The 18,775-nt window shown below is 74.6% G+C and carries 14 protein-coding genes and 1 pseudogene; 14 read left to right on the top strand and 1 reads right to left on the bottom strand.

Translation table 11 applies throughout. The features are described from left to right. Positions 1–961 (top strand): annotated as a pseudogene (locus CCE02nite_RS20570) (hypothetical protein); the annotation flags it as partial. Positions 962–1,043: 82 nt separating this feature from the next. Here the strand turns inward: CCE02nite_RS20570 and CCE02nite_RS17080 are convergent. After that, entirely contained in the window at positions 1,044–1,907 is an 864-nt protein-coding gene (locus CCE02nite_RS17080; RefSeq protein ID WP_141390814.1) for a DUF3097 domain-containing protein, read from the bottom strand. Between the two features lie 167 nt (positions 1,908–2,074). Between CCE02nite_RS17080 and CCE02nite_RS17075 the strand changes: the two genes are divergently transcribed. The 13 genes from CCE02nite_RS17075 to leuA all read left to right on the top strand — a co-directional run bounded on the left by CCE02nite_RS17075 (position 2,075) and on the right by leuA (position 18,686). Beyond that, positions 2,075–3,538 carry an MFS transporter gene (locus CCE02nite_RS17075; RefSeq protein ID WP_141390813.1) on the top strand — a complete coding sequence of 488 codons (1,464 nt, stop codon included), beginning with the start codon at positions 2,075–2,077 and terminating at the stop codon, positions 3,536–3,538. 79 nt (positions 3,539–3,617) lie between these two features. Then, on the top strand, positions 3,618–4,634 hold the full coding sequence (gene hrcA, locus CCE02nite_RS17070) for a heat-inducible transcriptional repressor HrcA (RefSeq protein WP_141390812.1): 1,017 nt from the start codon (positions 3,618–3,620) through the stop codon (positions 4,632–4,634). Between the two features lie 133 nt (positions 4,635–4,767). Then, a complete protein-coding gene (dnaJ, locus tag CCE02nite_RS17065; protein ID WP_141390811.1) occupies positions 4,768–5,889 on the top strand; it encodes a molecular chaperone DnaJ in 1,122 nt (373 codons plus the stop codon). Between the two features lie 13 nt (positions 5,890–5,902). Beyond that, positions 5,903–6,715 (top strand): 16S rRNA (uracil(1498)-N(3))-methyltransferase, encoded by an 813-nt coding sequence (locus CCE02nite_RS17060; protein WP_141390810.1) that lies wholly within the window; start codon positions 5,903–5,905, stop codon positions 6,713–6,715. Continuing rightward, entirely contained in the window at positions 6,712–7,074 is a 363-nt protein-coding gene (locus CCE02nite_RS17055; protein ID WP_047232993.1) for an HIT domain-containing protein, read from the top strand. The genes CCE02nite_RS17060 and CCE02nite_RS17055 overlap by 4 nt, the downstream gene beginning before the upstream one ends. A gap of 121 nt (positions 7,075–7,195) precedes the next feature. Beyond that, entirely contained in the window at positions 7,196–8,299 is a 1,104-nt protein-coding gene (locus CCE02nite_RS17050) for a PhoH family protein (protein WP_141390809.1), read from the top strand. After that, entirely contained in the window at positions 8,296–8,748 is a 453-nt protein-coding gene (gene ybeY / locus CCE02nite_RS17045) for an rRNA maturation RNase YbeY (RefSeq protein ID WP_141390808.1), read from the top strand. Before CCE02nite_RS17050 ends, ybeY begins: the two co-directional genes overlap by 4 nt. Next, positions 8,745–10,085, top strand: coding sequence for a hemolysin family protein (locus CCE02nite_RS17040; RefSeq protein WP_141390807.1), 1,341 nt, complete (start codon positions 8,745–8,747; stop codon positions 10,083–10,085). Before ybeY ends, CCE02nite_RS17040 begins: the two co-directional genes overlap by 4 nt. Then, entirely contained in the window at positions 10,082–11,032 is a 951-nt protein-coding gene (gene era / locus CCE02nite_RS17035; RefSeq protein WP_141390806.1) for a GTPase Era, read from the top strand. Before CCE02nite_RS17040 ends, era begins: the two co-directional genes overlap by 4 nt. 92 nt (positions 11,033–11,124) lie before the next feature. Then, positions 11,125–12,723: an alpha/beta hydrolase family protein gene (locus CCE02nite_RS17030; RefSeq protein ID WP_141390805.1), complete on the top strand. Its 1,599-nt coding sequence runs from the start codon at positions 11,125–11,127 to the stop codon at positions 12,721–12,723. 45 nt (positions 12,724–12,768) lie between these two features. After that, on the top strand, positions 12,769–14,364 hold the full coding sequence (locus tag CCE02nite_RS17025) for an outer membrane protein assembly factor BamB family protein (RefSeq protein ID WP_141390804.1): 1,596 nt from the start codon (positions 12,769–12,771) through the stop codon (positions 14,362–14,364). A gap of 133 nt (positions 14,365–14,497) precedes the next feature. Next, complete coding sequence (locus CCE02nite_RS20680; protein ID WP_174774930.1) at positions 14,498–16,630, top strand: DUF7937 domain-containing protein; 2,133 nt, start codon at positions 14,498–14,500, stop codon at positions 16,628–16,630. Positions 16,631–16,904: 274 nt separating this feature from the next. Beyond that, positions 16,905–18,686 carry a 2-isopropylmalate synthase gene (gene leuA, locus CCE02nite_RS17010; RefSeq protein WP_141390803.1) on the top strand — a complete coding sequence of 594 codons (1,782 nt, stop codon included), beginning with the start codon at positions 16,905–16,907 and terminating at the stop codon, positions 18,684–18,686. Positions 18,687–18,775: the final 89 nt, after the last annotated feature.

Raw genomic sequence — 18,775 nt, 5'->3', positions numbered from 1 at the left:
GGCCTCGCCGTACGGTCCGGGCGGGGCGACGCCGCAGGACCCGGCCGCACCGCCGTCGGGCCCGCCGGCCTGGGGTGCGCCGCAGGACCCGGCCGCGCCGCCGTCGGGCCCGCCCGCGTACGGCGCGCCCGGAGCGTACGGCGCACCCGCGGGCGCGCCGGGCGACCCCACGTCCCCGGGACCGACCGCCCCGCCGCCGGGCGCCTACCCGCCCCCGTCCGGCGCCTACCCGCCGCCGCCGGGTTCCTACCCCCCGGGGGCGGGCGGCTACGGCGCCCAGCCCGGGTACACGGGACCCGCCTTCGCGGTGGGCGAGGCGATCTCCTACGGCTGGCGCAAGGTCACGTCGAACCTCGGGCCGTGGATCCTCGTCGCGCTCATCTTCATCGCCGTCAACGTCGCCTGGAGCTGGATCACGGGCGGGTTCGACCAGTTCCAGGACCAGTACGACTTCACGGACACGAACTTCGCCGCCGTCAGCGGCATCACCTTCACGAGCATCCTGCTCGGGATCGTCGGCACCGTCATCGGCTACCTCATCACCGCGTTCTTCACGCGCGGCGCGCTCGACGAGGTGGACGGGCGCCGCCCGGACGTCGCGGCGTTCTTCCGCATCGGCAACGTCGTCAACGTGCTGCTCGCGGCGCTGATCGTCGGCATCCTGACGGGCATCGGCTTCGTGCTGTGCATCCTGCCGGGCTTCGCGGTGCTGCTCTTCTCCGCGTTCGTCTACTACGTGGCGCTCGACCAGGGTGTCGACGCGATCACGGCGATCCGGACGAGCTTCTCGCTCGTGGCCAAGAACTTCGGCCAGGTGTTCCTGCTGCTCCTCGCGCTCTTCGGCATCAACATCCTCGGCGCGATCCCGTGCGGCCTCGGCCTGTTCGTCACGATCCCGCTGAGCTACGTTGCCGTGGGCTTCGCGTACCGCCGCCTCACCGGGGGCGTGCCGGCCGCCTGACGGCCGGTCGTCGTCGCCCGTCCACCGCGCCCCGGTGCCGCCCGTCGGTACCGGGGCCTGGTGCGTCCAGACCGGGGCGAGGTCAGGACGCCGTGACGAAGTCGATGAGCTCCTCGACGCGGCCGAGCAGGGACGGCTCGAGGTCGGCGTACGTGCGCACCGTGCCGAGGATGCGCTGCCACGCGCGCCCGACGTCCTCGGGGGAGTCCGCGGGCCAGCCCAGCTCGCGCAGGATGCCGCGCTTCCACTCGGTGCCCCGCTCGATGACGGGCCAGCGCTCGAGCCCGACGCGCGCGGGCTTCACCGCCTGCCACACGTCGACGTACGGGTGCCCGAGCACGAGCACGGTGCCCGCCGGGGAGCGGCGCAGCGCCTCGTCGGCGATCCGCCGCTCCTTGCTCCCGGGCACGAGGTGGTCCACGAGCACGCCCACGCGCCGCTGCGGCGTCGGGCCGAAGTCCGCGAGCGCCGCCGCGAGGTCGTCGACGCCGTGCAGGGGCTCGACGACGACGCCCTCGACACGCAGGTCGTCGCCCCACACCTTCTCGACGAGCTCGGCGTCGTGCTTGCCCTCGACCCAGATGCGGCTGCCACGGGCCACGCGCGCCCGCTGCCCGGCGACGGCCCGCGAGCCGGACGCGGTGCGCGCGGGGGCGGCGGGGGCGCGGGACGTGACGGGGGCGGTGAGCTCGACCGGCTCGCCGTCGACCCAGAACCCGGGCCCGAGCGGGAACGTCCGCGTGCGGCCGGCGCGGTCCTCGAGCACGACGACGTGCATGCCGCCCGACTTCTCGACCCGTACGACGGCGCCGACCCAGCCGGTCTGCACCTCCTCGACCACGAGCCCGCGCTCGGCGGGCTGCGGTCGGGACACCGGCCGCGCGCGGTGGTGGGCGGGGGCGGGCGTGCCGCCGAGGACGTCGGAGCCGTAGCGGTCGAAGGACACGGCGTCACCCTAGGTCAGCGCCGGACGCACCCCGGCGAGATCGGCCCGTGCGTCGCGACATCGACCTCCGGAAGGTCGATCTCGGACGCTCCGGCCGATCTCGGCACGCGGCCCCGGGTGCGGCTTCCGACGCGCGCGGCCCCGGGCCGAGGTGGTACCACGGAGCGGTGAGCCCGCAGCGTGCCGAACCGGACCCGAACCGCTGGCGCGTGCTGCCCGTCTGCCTCGCGGTGGGCTTCGTCACGACGCTCGACGTCTCGATCGTCAACGTCGCGCTGCCGTCGATCGAGTCGTCGCTCGACGCGGGGCCCACCGAGCTCCAGCTCGTCGTCGCGGGCTACACGCTCGCGTTCGGGCTCGCCCTGGTGCCCGCGGGGCGCCTCGGGGACGCAGGCGCCCGGCGCGCGCTGTTCATCGCGGGGCTGGTGGGCTTCGCGCTCATGAGCCTCGCGTGCGGGCTCGCGCCGACCGACACGTGGCTGGGCGTCGCGCGGCTGCTCCAGGGCGTGAGCGCGGGCCTCCTCAACCCGCAGGTCGTCGGGCTCATCCAGCAGCAGTTCTCGGGGTTCGAGCGCGGCAGGGCGTTCGGCATGTTCGGCGCGACGATCGGCGTCTCGACGGCGCTCGGCCCGCTGCTCGGCGGCCTCATCATCGCGGCGGCCGGCTCCGCGGACGGGTGGCGGTGGGTGTTCCTCGTGAACCTCCCGGTCGTGGCCGTCCTGCTGCCGTTCGCGTGGCGACTGGTGCCCGGGCCGCCGCCCGCCGACGCGCGCACGGCGCGTGGCCCGCGACGCCTGGACCTCGTGGGGCTCGCGCTCCTGGGCGCCGCGACGCTCGGCGTCATGATGCCGTTCGTCACGACCACGGGCCAGGGCGACGACGCGTCGCGCTGGTGGTGGCTCGCCGCTGCCGCGGCGGCGGGGGTCGCGGCCGTGGCCTGGGAGCGGCGGTACCAGCGGCGCACGGGCGAGGCCGTGCTCGACCCGCAGGTCGTGGGACTCGGGTCGTTCCGCAACGGGGCACTGCTCGGGCTGGCCTACTTCGCGGGCTTCACGGGCATCTTCCTCGTCGTCACGCTCTACCTCCAGGACGAGCTCGGGTACACGCCGCTCCAGGCGGGGCTCGTCGGGACGCCGTTCGCGGTGGCGTCGGGAGTCTCCGCCTGGTTCTCGGGCCGGTGGGTCGCGCGGTGGGGCCGTCAGCTCGTCGTGGGCGGCGTGCTGCTCGTCCTCGTCGGGGTGGTCGCGGCCGACGCCGTGGTGCGGCTGCTCGGGGACGACCCCGGCGCCGTCGGGCCGGCGCTCGCAGGAGCGCTGCTCGTGGCCGGGGCGGGCAGCGGGACGGTCATCGCGCCGAACCAGACGCTCACGCTGTCCGAGGTGCCGGTGAGCCGGGCCGGGGTGGCGGGCAGCATGCTGCAGCTCGGCCAGCGCATCGGGTCGGCCGTCGGGATCTCCGTCGTCCTGTCCGTGTACTACGGCGGCCTCGCGGGCGGCGACTCGGCGGCGGACGCGACCGGGCGCGCGCTCCTGGTGACGATCGGCCTCGTCACGGTCGCGCTCGCCGTCGGGCTCCTCGACCTGCGTTCGCGACGAGCGGAGGACCGCGGGACGGGCCGCGCGGACGCGTAGGATTGGCACTCGGAGGTCGAGAGTGCCGACGACCGCGCGCCCGCCCGGGGCGGCGACGGCGCGGCACACGGAGGTGGACGTGAGCGAGGAGCGCCGGCTCGAGGTGCTGCGGGCGATCGTCGAGGACTACGTCCTCACGCGCGAGCCCGTGGGGTCGCGCGTGCTCACCGAGCGGCACAGCCTCGGCGTCTCGCCCGCGACGATCCGCAACGACATGGCCGCACTCGAGGACGCCGGGTTCATCGCGCAGCCGCACACCTCCGCGGGCCGCATCCCGACGGACAAGGGCTACCGCCTCTTCGTCGACCGCCTGTCGGGCGTGAAGCCGCTGTCGGCGCCGGAGAAGCGCGCGATCGAGACCTTCCTCTCCGAGGGGGTCGACCTCGACGACGTCATCGCGCGCGCGGGGCGCCTGCTCGCGCAGCTCACGGGCCAGGTCGCGGTCGTGCAGTACCCGTCCCTGAGCCGGTCCGGGCTGCGCCACCTCGAGCTCGTGCCGGTCGGGGAGAAGCGCCTGCTCGTCGTCATCATCACGGACACGGGGCGCGTCGAGCAGCGCACGCTCGAGGTCGCGAGCGTGCCCGACGAGGGCACCCTCGTCGAGGTCCGCGCGCGGCTCAACGCCGCCGCGGCCGGCAAGCGCCTCACCGACCTCGCGCCGGGGCTCGCCGCCGTGACGGAGAGCTTCCACCCCGACGACGCCCCGCTCGTGCGCGCCGTGGGCGACCTCGTCGCCCAGACGCTCGCAGAGGAGAGCGAGGAGCGCCTCGTGCTCGCCGGCACGGCGAACCTTGCCCGCGCGGGCATGCGGTTCGAGCACGCGCTGCGCCCGGTCCTCGAGGCGCTCGAGGAGCAGGTGGTCCTCCTCGGCCTGCTCACGGAGATGGCCGCGGAGTCCGGCGTGAGCGTGCGGATCGGGCACGAGACCCAGCTCGAGGGCCTCGTCGAGACCTCCGTCGTGACGACCGGTTACGGTAACGACGGTGACACGGTCGCCCTCGTCGGCTCGATCGGGCCGACCCGCATGGACTATCCCGGGACCATCGCGGCGGTGCGCGCCGTCGCGCGCTACCTGTCACGGGTGCTCGGCACGTGAGCCCCGCCGCGGCCTCCCCGCACGCGGCGGGCACCCTCGACGACCGGCCCCGTACCGGTCTCACGACCCCCACCAGCCCCTTCACGACCGGCCCCGCGCCGGCCTCACGACCCGCACCAGCAGAGAGTGACGTGTGAGCGACTACTACGAGATCCTGGGCGTGGCGCGCGACGCCAGCCAGGACCAGATCAAGAAGGCGTACCGCAAGCTCGCGCGCGAGCTGCACCCGGACGTCGCGGGCGAGGAGGCGGGCGACCGCTTCAAGGACGTCGCGCGCGCGTACGAGGTGCTCTCCAACCCCGAGAAGCGCCAGCAGTACGACCTCGGTGTCGACCCGAGCGCGCCCGGCGGCGGCAGCGGCCCCATGGGCGGCGGCTTCGGCTTCCAGGACATCTTCGAGACGTTCTTCGGCGGCGGGCAGGCGCAGCAGGGCCCGATCCCGCGCGCCCGCCGCGGCCAGGACGCGCTCGTGCGGCTCGACATCGACCTGTCCGAGGCGACGTTCGGTGCGCAGCGCGAGCTCCAGGTCGACACCGCGGTCGTGTGCGGGACGTGCGGCGGCTCGTGCTGTCGTCCGGGCACCTCGCCGCGCACGTGCGACGTCTGCCACGGTCGCGGCACCGTCCAGCGCGTGGCGCGCTCGTTCCTCGGCCAGGTCATGACCAGCGCCCCGTGCGCCGCGTGCCAGGGCTTCGGCACCGTCATCCCCGAGCCGTGCGCCGAGTGCTCCGGCGAGGGTCGCGTGCGCAGCCGCCGCAGCATCACGGTCAACGTCCCCGCGGGCGTCGACACCGGCACGCGCATCAAGCTCACCGCGCAGGGCGAGGTCGGCCCGGCCGGCGGCCCGGCGGGCGACCTCTACGTCGAGATCCGCGAGCGCAACCACGACACGTTCGTGCGCCGCGGCGACGACCTGCACTGCACGCTCCAGGTGCCCATGACCGCGGCCGCGCTCGGCACGGTCCTCGAGCTCGAGACTCTCGACGGAGCGCAGGAGATCGACCTGCGCCCGGGCACGCAGCCGGGCCAGATCGTCACGCTCAAGAACCTGGGCGTCGGGCACCTGCACGGCAGCGGCCGTGGCGACCTCAACGTGCACATCGAGGTCCAGGTGCCGCGCGAGCTCGACGAGGAGCAGGAGCAGCTCCTGCGCACGCTCGCGACGCTGCGCGGCGAGGAGCGACCCGAGCCGCGTCTGTCCGCCGCGCACCCGGGCGTGTTCTCGCGCCTGCGCGACAAGCTCTCCGGGCGCTGAGAGGGGCGGGCGCGTGAGTGCTCCGGTGTTCCTCGCCGAGACCGGGCTCGACGCCGTCGCGCCCGGCGACCGCTACGTCCTCGACGGGGCGGAGGGTCGCCACGCAGGCGTCGTCCAGCGCCGCGCGGCGGGCGAGCGGATCGACGTCGTGGACGGGGACGGGCTGCGCCTGCGCTGCGTCGTCGAGCACGCCGACGCGGGCCGCGTGACCCTGCTCGTGCAGGAGGTCGACCGCGAGCCCGCACCCGCCGTCGTCGTGACGCTCGCGCAGGCCCTGGCCAAGGGCGACCGCGACGAGATGGCGATCGAGGCGGCGACCGAGATCGGGGTCGACGTCGTGGTCCCGTGGCAGGCGGAGCGCTCCGTCGTCGTGTGGCGGGGCGAGCGCGCCGCGAAGTCCCGCGCGCGCTGGCTCGCGACGGTCCGCACCGCGACCAAGCAGGCGCGGCGCGCGCGCCTGCCGCACGTGGAGGTGGCCCTCGACTCGCGCGGCCTCGCCGCCCGGGCGGCCGACGTCGTCGCGCGCGGCGGGTGCGCGATCGTGCTGCACGAGGAGGCGACGACGCCGCTCGCCGACGTCGCGCTGCCCGACGGCGCGACCCCGGACGACGGGTCGGCGCCCGAGGTGCTGGTCGTCGTCGGCCCGGAGGGCGGGATCTCCGACCGCGAGGTCGCCGACCTCACCGCGGCCGGTGCGGTCGCGGCCCGGCTGGGCCCGCACGTGCTGCGCACGTCGACCGCCGGACCCGTCGCCGTCGCGCTGCTCGCCGAGCGCCTCGGCCGCTGGGGCGTGGGGGCCGGGCCTGGACTAGCCTCGGGGTCATGACGAGCACCGACGCACGCACGGACCCGGACTGCCTCTTCTGCCGCATCGTCGCGGGCGAGCTCCCCGCCGACGTCGTGGCGACGAGCGAGCGCTCGATCGCCTTCCGGGACATCGACCCCCAGGCCCCCGTGCACGTGCTCGTCGTGCCGCGCGACCACCACGGCGACATCGCCCAGCTCGCGGCCGCCGACCCGGAGCTGCTGAGCGACGTCGTCGCGCTCGCCGACGAGGTCGCGGGCGACCAGGCCGACGGCCAGTTCCGCCTCATCTTCAACTCCGGCCCGCGCGCCGGGCAGAGCGTGTTCCACGTGCACGGGCACGTCATCGCGGGCGCCGAGCTCGGGTGGACGCCCGCCTGAGCCCTGCGCGAAAGGACGTGTGGGGCCCGGGCGCGCTCGGTACGATGGAGGCGATCTGCGGGGCCCTGGCGGCCCCGGCCCTACCGTCCGACCGAAGGAGCGCAGCGGCGCAAGCCGGCTCATGACCTCTCCGTCCCGAGAACCCGACCCCCAGCAGCACCGGGTCGAGCACCGCATCGTCATCCCGAACCACGTGCCGATGGTGGCGCTCCTCGGCAGCCGCGACTCCGTGCTCCGGGCCGTCGAGGAGGGGTTCGGCTCGGTCGACGTCCACGTGCGCGGCAACGAGATCGCGGTCTCCGGCCCTCCGGGTGACGTCGCGCTCGCCTCCCGCCTGCTCGACGAGCTCGTCGAGGTCGTCGAGGCCGGCACGCAGCTCACCGCCGACGTCGTCGCGCGCTCCATCGCGATGCTCACGGCCGCGACGGCGTCGCGCCCGGCCGAGGTGCTCACGCTCAACATCCTGTCGAGCCGCGGCCGCACGATCCGGCCCAAGACCGTCGGGCAGAAGCGCTACGTCGAGGCGATCGACGCGAGCACCATCACGTTCGGCATCGGGCCGGCAGGCACGGGCAAGACGTACCTGGCGATGGCCAAGGCCGTGCAGGCGCTGCAGTCCAAGCAGGTCAACCGGATCATCCTCACGCGCCCCGCCGTCGAGGCGGGGGAGCGGCTCGGGTTCCTCCCGGGCTCGCTGACGGAGAAGATCGACCCGTACCTGCGCCCGCTGTACGACGCGTTGCACGACATGATCGACCCCGACTCGATCCCCAAGCTCATCGAGGCGGGCACGATCGAGGTCGCGCCGCTGGCCTTCATGCGCGGCCGCAGCCTCAACGACTCGTTCATCATCCTCGACGAGGCGCAGAACACGACGACCGAGCAGATGAAGATGTTCCTCACGCGCCTCGGGTTCGGGTCGCGCATGGTCATCACGGGCGACGCGACGCAGGTCGACCTGCCGGGCGGCACGCAGTCCGGCCTGCGGGTCATCGAGGACGTCCTCACCGGCGTGGACGACGTCGAGTTCTGCCGCCTCACGTCGTCCGACGTGGTGCGCCACCGCCTGGTGAGCGAGATCATCGACGCGTACGCACGGTGGGACCTCGCGTCCGGGACCGGCGCCGGGGCGCGACAGGGGACGGGCGGCGGACCGCGCCGCCGCGACGACGAGCGCCGCGGACGCCCCGCGGGCAGGGACCGACGGACGAGGGACGACGCGTGAGCATCGAGGTCAACAACGAGACCGAGACCGAGGTCGACGAGGCCGAGTTCGCGGCGCTCGCGCGCTACGTGCTCGACGCGATGCGCGTGCACCCGCAGAGCGAGCTGTCGATCCTCTTCGTCGACACCGACGTCATGACCGAGCTGCACGTGCGCTGGATGGACGAGCCCGGCCCGACGGACGTGCTCTCCTTCCCCATGGACGAGCTGCGGCCGGGCCGTGACGGTGAGGTGTCCGGACCGGGCCAGCTCGGCGACGTCGTGCTGTGCCCCGAGGTCGCCGCGCAGCAGGCGGTCACCGCCGGGCACTCAACGGCGGAGGAGATGCTGCTGCTCACGACGCACGGCATCCTGCACCTGCTCGGCTACGACCACGCCGAGCCGGAGGAGGAGAAGGAGATGTTCGCGCTCCAGCGCAAGCTGCTCCTGACCTTCCTCGCCGGCCGGTGAGCGGCGAACCCGTCGCGCTCCTGGCGGTCCTGACCGTCCTCACGGTCGTGCTCGCCGCGGCGCTGAGCGCCGGCGAGGCGGCGGTCCTGCGCGTGACGCGCGCGGCGGTGAGCGAGGCCGCGCTCGGCGACGACCTGACGACGCCGCCGCGACCCTCGGGACGTCGCGCGCTCGCCCTGCTCGGAGACCCGGCCGCGACCGCCCGCTCCGTCGGCTTCGTGCGCGTCGTCGCCGAGGTCGCCGCGATCACGTGCCTCACGCTGCTGGTCGCCGCGTGGCTCGAGCCGTGGTGGCAGGTCCTGCTCGTCGCGCTCGCGGTGAGCGTCGTGGTCGGGCTCCTCGTCGTGCGCGTCAGCCCCCGGTCGCTGGGCCGCCGGCACGCCGTCCGCGTCCTGCTCGCGCTCTCGGGCCTCCTCACGGGGATCGTCGCCGCGACCCGGTGGCTCACGCGCCTCGCGCCCGCGCCCGACTCGGGGGCGCACGAGCGCGAGCTCCAGGACATGGTGGACCGCGTGAACGAGTCCGAGGTCATCGAGGACGAGGAGCGCGAGCTCATCCGCTCGGTGTTCGAGCTCGGGAGCACGCTGACGCGCGAGGTCATGGTCCCGCGCACGGACATGGTCACCACGGGTCGCGACACGCCGCTGCGCAAGACCCTCTCGCTGTTCCTGCGCTCCGGGTTCTCGCGCATCCCCGTGACGGGGACGTCCGCGGACGACCTCGTCGGCGTCGCCTACTTCAAGGACGTCGTGCGCGTCCTCCAGGGCGGCCCGGGGACGGACGCGCGGCCCGTGGGCGACGTCGCGCGCGCCGCGATCTTCGTCCCGGAGTCCAAGCCCGTGGACGACCTCCTGCGCGAGATGCAGGCGTCGTCGTCGCACATCGCGATGGTCGTCGACGAGTACGGCGGCATCGCCGGGCTCGTGACGATCGAGGACGCGCTCGAGGAGATCGTCGGCGAGCTGACCGACGAGCACGACCGGCCCGAGCCCGAGGTCGAGGACCTCGGCGAGGGCGTGCTGCGCGTCCCCGCACGCCTCGGCGTGGACGAGCTCGGCGAGCTCTTCGGGCTCGACCTGGACGACGACGACGTGGACACCGTCGGCGGCCTGCTCGCCAAGACCCTCGGCAAGGTCCCGCTGCCCGGTTCCGTGGCCGACGTCCACGGCCTGCGGATCGAGGCCGACCGGGTCGAGGGGCGGCGCAAGCAGCTCGCGACCGTCCTCGTCTCCCACGCCGTTCCACCGTCCGCCGTACCGCCCGCGGCGGCGCCCCACGAGCCGGAGACCCCGGCCGACACCCGACCCTCCCTCCCGACCGTGAAGGACACCCCGTGAGCACGACCACCCCCGAGCACCGCTCCGGATTCGCCTGCCTGGTCGGGCGGCCCAACGCCGGCAAGTCGACCCTGACCAACGCCCTCGTGGGCCAGAAGGTCGCCATCACGTCCGGACGGCCGCAGACGACGCGCCACACGATCCGCGGGATCGTGCACCGCCCCGACGCGCAGCTCGTCCTCGTCGACACCCCGGGCCTGCACCGGCCGCGCACGTTGCTCGGCGAACGCCTCAACGACCTCGTGCGCGAGACGCTGACGGAGGTCGACGTCATCGCGTTCTGCCTGCCGGCGGACCAGAAGATCGGGCCGGGCGACCGGTTCATCGCGAACGAGCTCGCCGAGCTCATGCGCGGGCGCCGCGGCACACCCGTGGTCGCGGTCGTGACGAAGGCGGACCTCGTCGACCGCGGCACGCTCGCCGCGCACCTGCTCGCCGTGGACCGGCTGGGCGAGATCGCGGGCGGCTGGGCGGACATCGTGCCGGTCTCGGCGCAGGACGGCTACCAGGTGGACGTCCTCACCGACGTCCTGGTCTCGCACCTCCCCGAGGGGCCGGAGCTGTACCCGGGCGGCGAGCTCACCGACGAGCCCGAGGCCGTGATGGTCGCGGAGCTCGTCCGCGAGGCCGCGCTCGAGGGCGTGCGCGACGAGCTGCCGCACTCGCTCGCCGTCCAGGTCGAGGAGATCGTGCCCCGCGAGGGCAGCGGCGACGAGGCCGGTGGGCGTCCGCCCCTGCTCGACGTGCGGGTCAACCTCTTCGTCGAGCGCGACTCGCAGAAGGCGATCGTCATCGGCCGGGGCGGCTCGCGGCTGCGCGAGGTCGGCACGCGCGCCCGGCACGGCATCGAGGCGCTCCTCGGGACCCGCGTCTACCTCGACCTGCACGTCAAGGTCGCCAAGGACTGGCAGCGCGACCCCAAGCAGCTCCACCGGCTCGGGTTCTGACGCGTCCGACGACCGGGGCGGGGGAGAGCCCCCGTCCGGCCGTCGGGGCGTCACCAGGGACCCGCGTCCGGGGCGCGACGTACGATTCCCCGGTGATCTTCCGGACCGCCGCGACCACCGCCGCCCTGGCGATCGTCCTCGCGATCGTCGGTGCGGTCACGGGACCGCAGTGGGACCCGGTGCCCGTGACCGAGCACCTGGAGCCCGCGACGCCCGACACGACGATCGGCGGCCAGCCCCCCGGGGGTGCCGCTCCGGTCGGCACGTTCGACGTGCGCGAGACGGACGTGACGATCCGGCTCGACGGCGCGACGGTCGGCGGCGTCCTGCGCGAGCCCGTCGACGCGGGGGACGATCTCCCGGGCGTCGTGTTCGTGCACGGCGCGGGCACGGGCCTGGCGACGGAGGCGTTCGTGGACGTCGCGGCCGACCTCGCGAGCGCCGGCGTCGTCACCCTCGTGCCGGACAAGCGCCTCGACACGTACACGACGCGCCACCGCGACTACGAGGCCATGGCGCGCGACTACGAGCACTCCGTGGACCTGCTCCGGGCGCGGCCGGGGGTCGACCCGGACCAGGTCGGCCTGTACGGGGAGTCGGAGGGCACGTGGATCGTTCCCGTCATGGCGGTCGACGACCCGACGGTCGCGTTCTCCGTGCTCGTGTCCGCCCCGGTCGTGCCGCCGCGCCAGCAGGCCGCGTTCGCCGTCGACAGCTACCTGCGCAACACGGACGTCCCGCACGGGGTGTTCCGCGCGATCCCGCGCGCGGTCGGCATGGCGATCCCGGGAGGTGGGTTCGAGTACGCCGACTTCGACGTCGAGCCGTTCCTCGAGCGGCTCACCCAGCCGGTCCTCGTCGTCTACGGCACCGCGGACCCGTCGATGCCGGTCGAGCAGGGCGCGCAGCAGATCCTCGACGCGACCGGACCGTCGTCGGCGTCCGGCGGCGCCGACGTCACCGTCCGGTTCTACGAGGACGCGAACCACGGGATCAAGATCGACGACGTGCTCGTCCCCGGCTTCCCGCGCGACCTCGGGGCCTGGATCACGTCCCTCCCGGCCAGCGCGACCGCGCTGCCGCAGGTGGCCGGCGCCGAGCCGAACCAGCAGTACCTCGCCGGGCCCGTCCCGACCCCGCGCTGGCTCGGCAACGGCGACCTCCTCGTCGGGCTCGTGCTCGGCGCGGTGGGCCTGCTCGTGCTCGGGCCGGTCGTCGGGCTCCTCGGCGGGCTCGTGCGGCGCCTGCGCCGCGTCGCGGGACGACCGAGCACGCCCGCCGGGCTCGCGCCCGGCTTCCGGCTGCCCCTCGCCGGGCTCGGGGCCGGTGCCGTCGGGACGACGGCGGCCCTCGTGGTGTACCTCGTCGCCGTCGCCCGGCTCGCGCTCGACTACGAGAAGGACGCGTGGGTCGTGCAGGGCGGCTGGGTCGGGGTGCGGCTCATCGGTCTCGCCACGCTCGTCGCGGCGGCGCTGCTCATCAACCGGTCGGCCGAGGTCCGGGCCGTGCGCCGCGCGGCGGCGGACCTGGCCGAGGCATCGGGCACGGACGTCGTCGACGAGGGTCGGGCGGGAGCGCTGCGGGTCGCGCGGGGTGCGACGGCACGCGTCATGCTGTGGTGCGTCCTGGTGGGCTCCGCCCTCTTGCTCGTGATCCTCGCGTACTGGGGCGTGTACCAGCTCGGCATCTGACCGCTCGCCCGGGCGCGGGCGCCGCCGCGTGCGTATCGTGGACAGGTGAGGCGCCGTCGGCTCGCGCAGGACCGGGCGGCTCGTGCCGGGCACGTCACCCACGAGCCGACGACGGACGGTGCCGACGCACCGGCGAGCTTCCTCAGCTTCGAGCTCCTCCCGCCCGAGCTGCGCACGGACGACCGCTTCGACGCCGTGTTCGACGACGAGCCGGAGACCGTACGTGACCACGACGCAGTCGTCCCGGCGATCCCGGCCGCCCGGAGCGGCCGACGCCGCGCCGCCCCGCACCCTCCGGGCGACGGGAGCACGCCGCGACCCTCGACCCCTGCGGCGCGGTCCGCCGCGACCGGCCGCGAGCAGGGGCAGGGCAGCGGTGACACGGGCGTGCCGCGGCGCGCCTGGTACGCGCACCCCGTGCCGTGGGTCGCCGTCGCGGTCGCCGCGGCGTTGGCGGGCTCGGTCGCCGTCACGGCCTCGATGGAGGACGCGCGGCCCGTCGACGTCACCGCGCTCGCGGGCGGGCTGCGCCCGCTCGAGGAGTCGCCCGAGCCGCGCTGGACCGTCCCGATGGCACCGGGCTCCGAGATCGTCCCGGCAGTGGGCGCCGTCGTCACGGTCGACGGCGGGCTCACGGCGTACTCGGTCGAGGACGGCTCGGTGCTCTGGCGGTCCGAACGTCTGGGCGACCGGGCCACGTGCCTGCCGGCCCAGGGCGAGCCGGCCCGCGAGGTGGTCGTGTGCGCCGTGCCGTCAGGGTGGCGAGAGCAGGTCGCCCGGCTGGTCACCGTCCGGTCCGGGACGGGCGAGGTGGTGGGGGACCGGACGGTGGAGACCGCGGGCAGGCTGTCGGTCGTGCCTGTCGGAGCCACCGACGTCGTGCGTGCCTGGTGGCGGGGTGGCGAGGTCGCCGTCGTGCGCGAGGACGCGGCGACCGGAGAGGTCCGCTGGGACCGGTCGCTCGAGCACGACGGGCTCGGGCGCGGGGGCGACGTCGTGCTCGACGTCCGCCGCGGGGTGGTGGACGTCCTGGCGCCGGGCGTCGCCGCGGCGCTCACCGAGGACGGCCGCTCGCTCGTCGAGGACGACGTGTGGACCATCGTGCGGCTCCAGGACGGGCGCTACGTGGGGAACGAGTACGGGCGTGGCACGGCGACCGTGTTCACGGCCGCGGGCGAGCCGGCCTTCCGGATCAAGGGTCGCGTCCTGGAGACCCCGCTGTCCGACGGCTCCGCTCCCGGGGTGCTCGTCACGAACACGTTCGGGAGCATCGTGGGGGTCGACGCGGCGACCGGCTCGGAGCTCTGGTCCCTCCCGGGGACCGGCCTGCGGGCGGTGGCGCGCGTCGACGGGCGCGTCGTCGTGCAGACGGACTCGTCGTACCGCAGCGTCGACGCGCGCACCGGCGAGGAGGCCTGGGCCGTGGACCTCGACGACAGCGGGCCCTGGCCGGTGCTCACGGACGGCCGGTCGCTCTTCGTGACCGAGCGCGGCCGGGAGGGCCAGGGGCTCGTCTCGCTCGCGCTCGACGACGGGGCCGTCGAGTGGCGTTGGACGCTGCCCGAGGACACCTACCACGTGGTCGCGGTCGAGGGGCGGCTCTTCCTGCTCGGCGTCGACCGGCTGACGGCCGTGTCGTGAGCCGCGTCCCCGGATCGGGGCCGGCGCCGCGTGGGCGCTTGAAGACGCACGTGATGAACCGGTAGAAACGGTCGGGGCCCGTCGGGCCGGCGTGCGTGCGTACGGCACGGCGCGACAGCGTAGGGAGTGCACGATGACCAACCAGACAGAGCCGGCCGAGGACCCGCAGCCCCGTGCTGCGGGCACCGGGCCGACCACGGCGCCCGACGGCGTCGCGGTGGGTGACGGGGACTCCTCGGCCGAGCGCGCGCCGGTCGGGACGCCCGCGGAGCCGAATCTCGGAGATGGCGGACCTGGCGACGAGGAGAGGGCCGAGCCGGTCGCCCCGTCGGGAACCGCCTCGCCCTTCGCCGGGATCCCCGTGAGCGACTACGTGCGCGACGGCGTCGCCGCGCTCCTGCTCCTCGTGTCCCTCGCCCTGCCCTGGGACGCCGCGAGCCGTGCGTCGGACAAGATCGAGGTCGTCCTGCTGACGATCCTCTCCCTGCTCACCCTCGCGCTGCCGTACCTGGCACGTACCGGGGTGCTCCCCGCGACCTGGACCGTGCACACCACGCGGAAGGTCCGCCTGCTCGCCAACGCCCCGTACGTCCTGCTCGTCGGCGTGTACCTCGTCGTCGACGTCGTCGGGGGCGGCGACCTCGGCGACGGGTGGGGCGGCGTGGGCTCCGCGGCCGCGCTCGGGCTCGCGGGCGCGCTCCTCGCGGCGCAGCCGCGCGAGAGCGAGCTCGGTCCGCAGGACCAGGACCGCGCCGTCACGGACCGGTGGCTCCAGGCGCTCCTCGTCGGGGCCGCCGTCCTGGCGGTGACCGTCCTGCTCACGGTCATCCTCACCGTGACGGGGACCCGTCTCGGCGGCGCCCTCTTCGTCCTGCTCGTGCTCGTGTCCGCGCTGTTCGTCCTCGCGCTCGCCGGGCTGCCGACGTACGGCACGTGGCGCCGCTCCGAGGCGGCGCGCCTCACGCTCGTCGGCCTCGGCGTCATCCTCGCGGTGGCGTTCGTGCTCGGCTCGGGCAACAACGGGCTCGTCACGATCGAGAGCACGCACCGCGGCCGGTTCGGGCTCGTGCTCGTCCCGGCGCTCGCCGCGATCGCCGCCGCGCCCGCCGTGCACCGGGCGATGGCCGCCGCCGACCCGGTGAAGACCTGGGTGCGCGTCGCCGTGAACGCCCTCGACCTCGCGCTCGTCGTCGCGGGGTACGTCGCCGTGAGCGCCGTGCTCACGCTGGCCGAGGGCGCTCGCGGCGTGCCGGTCGTCCTCGCCGTCGTGGTGGGGGTGCTCGCGGCGGCCGTCGCGTTCGTCGCGCGACGCTCGCTCGCCCGCGACGCGACGTCGGGTCGCCCGCTCGCCCTCGGTGGTGCCGGGGTCGTCGCCCTGCTGGGCATCGTCCTGCTCGTCGTGACGTCCAACCGGGTCGTGTTCGGCGGCGGCGTCGAGCACGTGCTCCTCGCCTTCGGGCTCCCGCTGCTCGTCGTCGGCGCCCTGACGGTCCCGCGCGAGGTGCGCGCGTACTTCGCCGAGCACCGCCCGGTGCCCGCCGCGGCCGCCGGGGAGGCGGCGCGGGCGTACGTCTGGCAGCCGCCCGTGCCCAAGCCGGTCCGCCCGGCGCCCGCCGCGCCGTCCGGTCCCGAGGCGGCGCAGCCGCCGGCCGGCTCCTACCCGGTGACGCCGCACGGTGGTGCGGTGCACCCGGGTGCCGCGCAGACCGGACCGGTCGCGGCGCAGCAGCCCGGGCAGGGCCGCTGGGCCCCCGCGGGCGGCGACGCGACCGAGGTCCTGCCGGTCCAGCAGGTCGAGCCCGAGCGCAGCGGGTACGCGGCGCGCCCGGGGCTGGACCCCGACCAGGGCCCCTCGACCGCCGTCATGCCGGCGTACCAGGAGGGGCAGCCGGGCACCGGCCCGCAGCCGACCGCGCAGCCCGGCGCCGCGTCACCCGCGCAGGGCTACCAGGGGTACGGCCAGCAGGGCTACCCCCAGCAGGGCTACCAGCAGCAGCCGCAGCAGGGCTACGGCGCCGGGTACGGGCAGCAGCCCGCGGCGCAGCCGCAGCAGTCGTACTCGCCGCCCGCCCAGGTGCCGGGCTTCACCGCTGCCCAGGCGCTCGACCCGAGCACGCCGCTCGAGGTCCTCGCGCAGATCGTCCAGGACGCGCCGCACCTGCGGCCGCAGGTGGCGGCGAACCCGTCCACCTACCCGGCGCTGCTGGAGTGGCTCGGCAACCTCGGCGACCCCGCCGTCGACGCCGCGCTGCGCTCACGCCGCTGACCACCCGACGACGCCCGGCCGACCTCCCCGCGGGGGCGGCCGGGCGTCGTCGTGCCGTCGCGCGGGGAGGCGCGACCCTGCCACGGCCCTCCCACGGACGGCGTGCCCGAGGAGCGGACGTCCTCGGGGCAGGGACCGTGGAGGAGTACAGTGGCGTCGTGCACCTGATGCGGCAGCTCCTCCTTCGTTGCCGCGGCGAGGCTCTCTAGCCGGTCCCTCGTCGCGGTGGTCGGTGTGCCGGCTGACACCCATCAGACGACCCGAAGGACCCACGATGAACGCCTCCGCCCCCTCCTCGACGCCGACCGCCACGGACGCGAACCCGCAGCAGCCGTCGGGCATGCCGATCCACAAGTACCTGCCGTTCCACCGGCAGATCGACGTGTCGGTGCCCGACCGCACGTGGCCCGACAAGCGCATCGAGACCGCTCCTCGCTGGTGCGCGGTCGACCTGCGCGACGGGAACCAGGCCCTCATCGAGCCCATGAACGCGGAGCGCAAGCTGCGCATGTTCGAGCTGCTCGTCGAGATGGGCTACAAGGAGATCGAGGTCGGCTTCCCGTCGGCCTCGCAGACCGACTTCGACTTCGTCCGGATGCTCATCGAGGAGGACCGCATCCCCGACGACGTCGTCATCCAGGTCCTGACGCAGTCGCGCGAGCACCTCATCGCCCGCACCTACGAGGCCATCAAGGGCGCCAAGCAGGCGATCGTCCACCTGTACAACTCGACGTCGGTGCTCCAGCGCGAGGTCGTGTTCCGTTCCGACCCCGAGGGCATCATCGCGATCGCCGTCGACGGCGCGCGGCTGTGCAAGAAGTTCGAGGAGACCGTCCCGGAGACGACGGTCTACTACGAGTACTCGCCCGAGTCGTACACCGGGACCGAGCTCGAGTTCGCCGCGCGCATCTGCAACGAGGTGCTCGAGGTCTTCGAGCCCCGCCCGGACCGCAAGGTCATCATCAACCTGCCCGCCACGGTCGAGATGGCGACGCCGAACGTCTACGCCGACTCGATCGAGTGGATGAACCGGCACCTGAACCACCGCGAGAACGTCGTCCTGTCGATGCACCCGCACAACGACCGCGGCACGGCGGTCGCGGCCGCCGAGCTCGGCTACCAGGCCGGGGCCGACCGGATCGAGGGCTGCCTGTTCGGCAACGGCGAGCGCACCGGCAACGTGTGCCTCGTGACGCTGGGCATGAACCTGTTCAGCCAGGGCGTCGACCCGCAGATCGACTTCTCCGACATCGACCACGTGCGCCGCACCGTCGAGTACTGCAACCAGCTCGGCGTGCCCGAGCGCCACCCCTACGCCGGCGACCTCGTCTTCACGGCGTTCTCCGGCTCGCACCAGGACGCCATCAAGAAGGGCTTCGACGCGATGGCCGTCCACGCGGAGGCCGAGGGTAAGACGGTCGACGACCTCGTGTGGGCCGTCCCGTACCTGCCGATCGACCCCAAGGACGTCGGCCGCTCCTACGAGGCCGTCATCCGCGTCAACTCGCAGTCCGGCAAGGGCGGCATCTCCTACCTGCTGAAGTCGGAGCGCCACCTCGACCTGCCGCGGCGGCTCCAGATCGAGTTCAGCCAGGCGGTGCAGCACCACACCGACCAGCAGGGCACCGAGGTCACGGGCGAGGACATCTGGCGGATCTTCTCCGACGAGTACCTGCCGGTCGAGCCCGACTCGGGCCTGGAGCCGTGGGGTCGGCTCAGGCTGCGATCGACGCGCGCGTCGTCGAGCGAGGACGGGCCGGACACGCTGAGCATCGACGTCGTCGACCGCGGCGAGCAGCTCACGCTCGAGGGCACCGGCAACGGCCCCGTCGCCGCCTTCGTGGACGCGATCGCCCAGGTGGGCGTCGACGTCCGCGTGCTCGACTACGCCGAGCACGCTCTGTCCGAGGGCGGCGACGCGCTCGCCGCCGCCTACGTCGAGTGCCAGGTGGGCGACGACGTGCTGTGGGGCGTCGGCATCGACCCGTCCATCACGACGGCGTCGCTCAAGGCCATCGTCTCCGCCGTGAACCGCGCGGAGCGCGCGGAGGGCTGACCCCCGCCTCGCCGATCTCCCGACGGCCCGGACGACCTCGTCGTCCGGGCCGTCGGCATTTTGTCGACGCGATGTTGGTAAGATACCGA

The sequence above is a fragment of the Cellulosimicrobium cellulans genome (assembly GCF_006539945.1).
GTDB lineage: Bacteria > Actinomycetota > Actinomycetes > Actinomycetales > Cellulomonadaceae > Cellulosimicrobium > Cellulosimicrobium cellulans.
The sequence above is the reverse complement of the archived record's forward strand: the minus strand, read 5'-3'. Positions and strand labels throughout refer to the sequence as shown.